Annotated in this window: 7 protein-coding genes; 6 read left to right on the forward strand and 1 reads right to left on the reverse strand. The window is 69.8% G+C overall.

Translation table 11 applies throughout. The features are described from left to right. The first annotated feature begins 257 nt into the window (after positions 1-257). The 6 genes from CH341_RS26925 to CH341_RS26950 all read left to right on the forward strand — a co-directional run bounded on the left by CH341_RS26925 (position 258) and on the right by CH341_RS26950 (position 4,695). Entirely contained in the window at positions 258-515 is a 258-nt protein-coding gene (locus CH341_RS26925) for a DUF4160 domain-containing protein (RefSeq protein WP_111422039.1), read from the forward strand. Continuing rightward, positions 484-732: a DUF2442 domain-containing protein gene (locus CH341_RS26930; RefSeq protein ID WP_111422040.1), complete on the forward strand. Its 249-nt coding sequence runs from the start codon at positions 484-486 to the stop codon at positions 730-732. The genes CH341_RS26925 and CH341_RS26930 overlap by 32 nt, the downstream gene beginning before the upstream one ends. Before the next feature lie 270 nt (positions 733-1,002). Then, on the forward strand, positions 1,003-1,938 hold the full coding sequence (locus CH341_RS26935; protein WP_111422041.1) for a LysR family transcriptional regulator: 936 nt from the start codon (positions 1,003-1,005) through the stop codon (positions 1,936-1,938). 144 nt (positions 1,939-2,082) lie between these two features. Then, on the forward strand, positions 2,083-2,817 hold the full coding sequence (locus CH341_RS26940; protein WP_170149823.1) for a rhodanese-like domain-containing protein: 735 nt from the start codon (positions 2,083-2,085) through the stop codon (positions 2,815-2,817). Between the two features lie 137 nt (positions 2,818-2,954). After that, a complete protein-coding gene (locus CH341_RS26945; protein WP_111422043.1) occupies positions 2,955-3,956 on the forward strand; it encodes a Bug family tripartite tricarboxylate transporter substrate binding protein in 1,002 nt (333 codons plus the stop codon). A gap of 268 nt (positions 3,957-4,224) precedes the next feature. Next, positions 4,225-4,695 (forward strand): VOC family protein, encoded by a 471-nt coding sequence (locus CH341_RS26950; RefSeq protein ID WP_111422044.1) that lies wholly within the window; start codon positions 4,225-4,227, stop codon positions 4,693-4,695. A 25-nt stretch (positions 4,696-4,720) separates the two neighbouring features. Here CH341_RS26950 and CH341_RS26955 read toward each other — a convergent pair. Further along, a partial coding sequence (locus CH341_RS26955; RefSeq protein WP_245431269.1) for an Ada metal-binding domain-containing protein occupies positions 4,721-5,050 on the reverse strand: 330 nt, incomplete at its 5' end.

Here is a 5,050-nt window from a genome sequence, read left to right on the forward strand (position 1 = left end):
CGAAATCGCCTCGACCGAAGCCCGCCGGCGACCACTCTCGGCCCTCCAGGCCTGAAGCGGATTTCTTGCCCAGTCTCGAAGCGAAATCCGGGACTATCTTGGTCCGACGCCAGCCGCGCCTTTCGCTCGCCCGGCCGGAGCGCCCGCGACATCCGGGGGCTTTCTTGCTCCGGCGTCGGCGGCATCCCGGGTTCGCTGCGCTCAACCCGGGCTTACGAGCAATCGCCCCGAGGCCCGCGCCGAACCGAGGACACGGCATGCCGGTCGTCTTTCGCCACGGTGGTCTTCGCTACTTCTTCTTCTCGAACGAGGGGCTTCCGCGCGAGCCACCACACGTCCATGTCAACGGACGCGGCTGCGATGCGAAGGTCTGGCTCGCGCCGGAGACTGCGATCGCCGACAGCTCCGGCTTCAATGCGCGCGAATTGGCGGATATCCTGCGCGTCGTCACCGAGAACCGCGCGGCGATCCTGAGGGCATGGCATGAGCATTTCGGCAACGGCGGTCCGCTTTGACGAGCACACGATGTGGGTCGACCTCTCGGACGGCCGCACCCTCGGCGTGCCGCTCGCCTGGTTCCCGCGGCTGCTCCGCGCCTCGCCCGAGGACCGGGCGCGGGTCGAGCTGAGCCGCACCGGCCTCCACTGGGAGCACCTCGACGAGGACATCTCGGTCGCCGGCCTGCTCGCCGGCCGCGGGGACACGACGTCGACATCCGACGCCGCGGCGTGACAGGGTGTCAGCAAGCGTAGCCCGGCCTCTTCGTTGCCTGGATTGAGCTAAGCAAAATCCGGGGCCTTCTTGCTCCGGCAATCGCCGCCCCCCGGGTTTCGCTGCGCTCATCCCGGGCTACGAGGCTGCGCACGGGCGGTAGCAACCATTAAAACCGCGAGGCCGCACGCCGGCAAACCGGCGATCTGCAGCGCGGTCGGCCACGGAAAGTTCAATGGACATTTCTGCGCCGGCCGGTCGACCATTGCGTCTCTGCCGGCAGGGACCCGCATGAACTTGCGCCAGCTCAGGTACTTCGTGCGAGTGATCGAGGCCGGAAGCATGACCCGTGCGGCGGAGCAGTTGCACGTCGCCCAGACGGCGCTCGGGATGCAGATCCGACAGATCGAGGAGGATCTCGGTGTCGCCCTGCTGGTGCGGCACTCGCGCGGCGTCGAGCCGACCAAGGCGGGACACCTGCTGCACGAGCGGGCCAATGCCATCCTGAAGCTGGTCGAGCAGACGCGGCGGGACGTCGCCGAGTGCGAGCGCGACGACAGCGAAACCATCCGGTTCGGCATCACGCCGGCGCTGATGCTCAGCATCGGCACCGAGCTGGCCGTGACGGTCCGCCAGCAACTCCCGCAGGTGTTCCTCAGCATGGCGGAGGCGATGAGCCACGTGCTGGTCGACATGCTGGCGCGGCAGGAGCTGGACTACATCCTCTGCTACGACGTGCCGGACCGCTCCGGCCTGGTCCGGACCGCACTGCTGCAGGACGATCTCGTGCTGGCGAGCCTGCCCGGACCGCGGCCGGCCGGCGCGCCGATCGCCTTCGTCGACATGCTGGACGAGACGCTCGCGATGCCCGAAGCGGGAGACACGGTGCGCGCCGTGGTGGCGCGGACCGCCCAGGAGCTCGGCCTCGAGCTCACGGTCGCCTACGAGGTGCGTTCGGTCGCGGCGATGAAGAACCTCGTCCTGCGCGGCGCGGCCTCGAGCGTGCTGCCCTACTTCTCGATCGTCGACGAGGTCAAATCCGGGACGCTCGATGCGCGGCCGATCGTCATGCCGGCGCTGCGGCGCACGCTGTTCCTGGCCTGTGCGACATCGGCCGGCCCGTTCCGGAACGAGGCGGGGCTGGCCGGGGCCGTCCGCGCCTCGCTCACCGGGCTCATCGCCGTGCTCGGTCCGCTGGCCCAGCCCTTGTGGCCCCGGACCGCATGACCCCGCGGTTTTTCCGCGGGCAGCCCGCGGCCGATCCTATTGGACGATCCCTCCCGGACGACATGGGATGGGCCTCGCCGGACGCGTGACGTGCGGCGCTGACAAGAGATGGGGAGACGTCCGATGAGAGGCGCGATCTGCGTCATGGCGTCCATGGTTCTCGCGCAGGCAGCCGGCCTTGCACCGGCACGCGGCGAACCCGCCAGCATCTATCATGCGACGCTCGCCGAGCAGGGCAAGACGGCCGAGATCAGCACCGACGAGATGCGCAGGGTCCTGGCGCAGTCGAGCGCGACCGTGATCGACACGCGGACGCGCGCTGAGTTCGACGCCGGCCACATTCCGGGGGCGCATCTGCTCGGAGCTCCGCCGGCCGAGGCGGTGGCCGCCGTGACGCGGCTGGTCGCCGGGGACAAGAGCAAGGCGCTGGTCCTCTACTGCAACGGGCCGTTCTGCCAGGCGAGCCGCCGCCTCGCCGACGGACTGGCGGAGAGCGGCTTCGGCAATGTCCGGCGCTACCAGTTGGGACTGCCGGTGTGGCGGGCACTCGGTGGTCCGGTGGCGATCGAGATCGGCGGGATCGCCCGGATCATCAGCGCGGATCGCACGGCGGTGTTCCTCGATGGACGACCCGCCGCCGACTTCGCCCGCGGCTCCGTCGCGGCTGCGCACAACGCACCGGCGGAGGATCTCACGTCGGGCGCACTGAAGAAGCTGCCGCTGCCGGACGACGATTTCAATCGACGCATCGTCGTGTTCGCCCGCGACGGCGTGCAGGCGCGGGCGATGGCTGACGTGCTCGGCACGCGGCCCTGGCACAACGTGTCCTTCTTCGCCGGCTCCGGCGACGAGGTGATCGCGCTTGCCGCCGGCCAGTAGCGTCATGGCGCACCGCCGCGCCGCGGCTTCGTAGGCGACGTGGCCCCGGCCGGCGATGTTCAGCGAGACATCATGCGGCCTGTGAGACCGGACGTCGGACCAATCGCCGCCCAGAGCACCCGTTGTGAGACGCCGTGATGCACACCCCCCTCGGTGCGACCAGACGAGCCGCCATCATCGTGCTTCTCGCCGCAGCCCTGATCATGTCCTTGCGGACCGCGGTGGAGCCCACGCGCGCGGAGGATACCTACCCGAGCAGAAGCATCAGACTTGTGGTGCCGTTCATCGCGGGATCGCCCGTGGACGCCCTGGCGCGCGTCGTCGCCCAGGACCTGTCGCATCGCCTCGGCCACACCGTGGTGATCGAGAACCAGTCGGGAGCTGGCGGCACGATCGGCGCGAAAGCCGTCGCCCATGCCGATCCCGACGGGCATACGCTCCTGTTCATCATCAATTCCCATCTGTACGGGCTCTATTCGGATCCAGGGTACGATCCGATCAGGAGCTTCGCACCGGTCGCGGCGATTGCGCAGTGGTCCCACGTGCTGGTCGTGCGGGCGGATTTTCCGGCGGCCGATCTGCCGGGCCTCGTCGCCCGAGCCAAGGCCCATCCGGGAACCGTGACGTTCGGATACGGGCTGAACACGCCCCCGCAAATCCTCGGGGAGACGCTCAAGCACGTCGCCGGCGTGGACATTCGCAGCATCCCGTATCGGGGAGGTGCACAGGCCGTGCAGGACCTTCTCGCCGGCCGCATCGACATGAATTTCGGGGCCACCTCCACGTTGCTGCCCCTGATCCGTGAAGGCAGACTAAAGGCGATCGCCTTCACCGGGGCCAAGCGAAGCGCGGATCTGCCGGCGCTCCCGACGGTGGCCGAGGCCGGGTATCCTCAGATCGCATTCGATCCGGACGCCTGGGCGGCGATTCTGGCTCCGGCCGGCACGCCCGCCACCGTGGTTGGCCGCCTCAACCGGGAGATCAACGACGCACTCGGTTCGTCGGAGCTTCGTGCCAGTCTGGTCAAGCTGGGGTACGAACCCAGGCGCATGTCGCTCGACGAGCTGTCTCTGTTCCTGGCCGCCGAGGCCCGGAAATGGCCGCCCCTCGCGAGCGCCGCGGGCCTCAGGACCAATTAGAGGAGCACGCGCGCCCGGGTTTCGCTGCGCTCATCCGTGGCGACGAGGCTGCCACGGGCCGTAGGCTGGGCAAAGGCGCGGGACGCGCCGCGCCCATGCGGACCGACCTGACGATCCGCCGACGGCGTGGGCACGCTTCGCTTGGCCCACCCGACGACGCCGCCGCTTCGCCTCCGCTGCGAAAAATCCACCCGCCGTGTCGGGATGCGGGCGCCTCGTTCGTCCTCGCTGCGTACGGTCCAAGCCAGCACGGCAACGGGAGGACGGCATGAAGGTGATCCAGCATCTGTGGTTCGAGAAGGACGTCGAGGCGGCGGTGCGGTTCTACGTGTCGCTGGTGCCGGGGTCGTCGGTGCGGTTCGTGTCGCCCCTGCCGGCCGACACGCCGAGCGGGCCGGCGGGCAGCGTCGTCGTGGTCGGCTTCACGCTCGGCGACCAGAGCTACATGGCGACCCAGGCCGGGCCGCTCGACCCGTTCAACCACAGCTTCTCCATCATGCTCGAATGCGACACCCAGGCCGAGATCGACCGCCTGTGGGACGCGCTGGGCGACGGCGGCACCATCGAGCAGTGCGGCTGGCTGCGCGACCGCTGGGGCCTCACCTGGCAGATCACCCCGCGCCGCCTCGGCGAGCTTTTGGGCGATCCCGATCGGGCCAAGGCGAAGCGCGTCGCCACCGCGATGCTCGGCATGGTGAAGCTCGACATCGCGGCGCTGGAGGCCGCCGCCCGCGGCTGACGGCCGCGACCGGGCCGCAGGCGTCCTAAACGCCGCGGTCCGCCTTGTAGCGGCGCCACTCGGCCGGCAGGCAGACGGCGCACGGGCGGTAGCCGGCCGCGATGGCGGTCGGCGCGTCGGCGAAGAACACGCGGGTCTGGACGTAGTGCCCCTTGGCCAGCCAGCGCCGCGCGTTGGGACAGTCGAGCCGCCCGTAGATCCTCAGGCGCCGGTTGCCGCCGAGCGTGCCCGGGACCGGGCTGTCGTAGACGCGGCGGTCGGCGCCGAGCAGCCTCCAGGTCCGCTCCGAATTCGTCTTGCGCTCCACATCCGTCTCCAGTCGGCTCCGAAAACGAAATGGGCCCGCGACGCGGGC

The sequence above is a fragment of the Rhodoplanes roseus genome (assembly GCF_003258865.1).
GTDB classification, from domain to species: Bacteria; Pseudomonadota; Alphaproteobacteria; order Rhizobiales; family Xanthobacteraceae; genus Rhodoplanes; species Rhodoplanes roseus.

What these genes read in the sequence shown, in the direction of transcription:
- CH341_RS26925 (WP_111422039.1), top strand. Translation starts at nt 258, where the DNA reads ATGCCGGTCGTCTTTCGCCACGGTGGTCTTCGCTACTTCTTCTTCTCG.
- CH341_RS26930 (WP_111422040.1), top strand. Translation starts at nt 484, where the DNA reads ATGAGCATTTCGGCAACGGCGGTCCGCTTTGACGAGCACACGATGTGG.
- CH341_RS26935 (WP_111422041.1), top strand. Translation starts at nt 1,003, where the DNA reads ATGAACTTGCGCCAGCTCAGGTACTTCGTGCGAGTGATCGAGGCCGGA.
- CH341_RS26940 (WP_170149823.1), top strand. Translation starts at nt 2,083, where the DNA reads ATGGCGTCCATGGTTCTCGCGCAGGCAGCCGGCCTTGCACCGGCACGC.
- CH341_RS26945 (WP_111422043.1), top strand. Translation starts at nt 2,955, where the DNA reads ATGCACACCCCCCTCGGTGCGACCAGACGAGCCGCCATCATCGTGCTT.
- CH341_RS26950 (WP_111422044.1), top strand. Translation starts at nt 4,225, where the DNA reads ATGAAGGTGATCCAGCATCTGTGGTTCGAGAAGGACGTCGAGGCGGCG.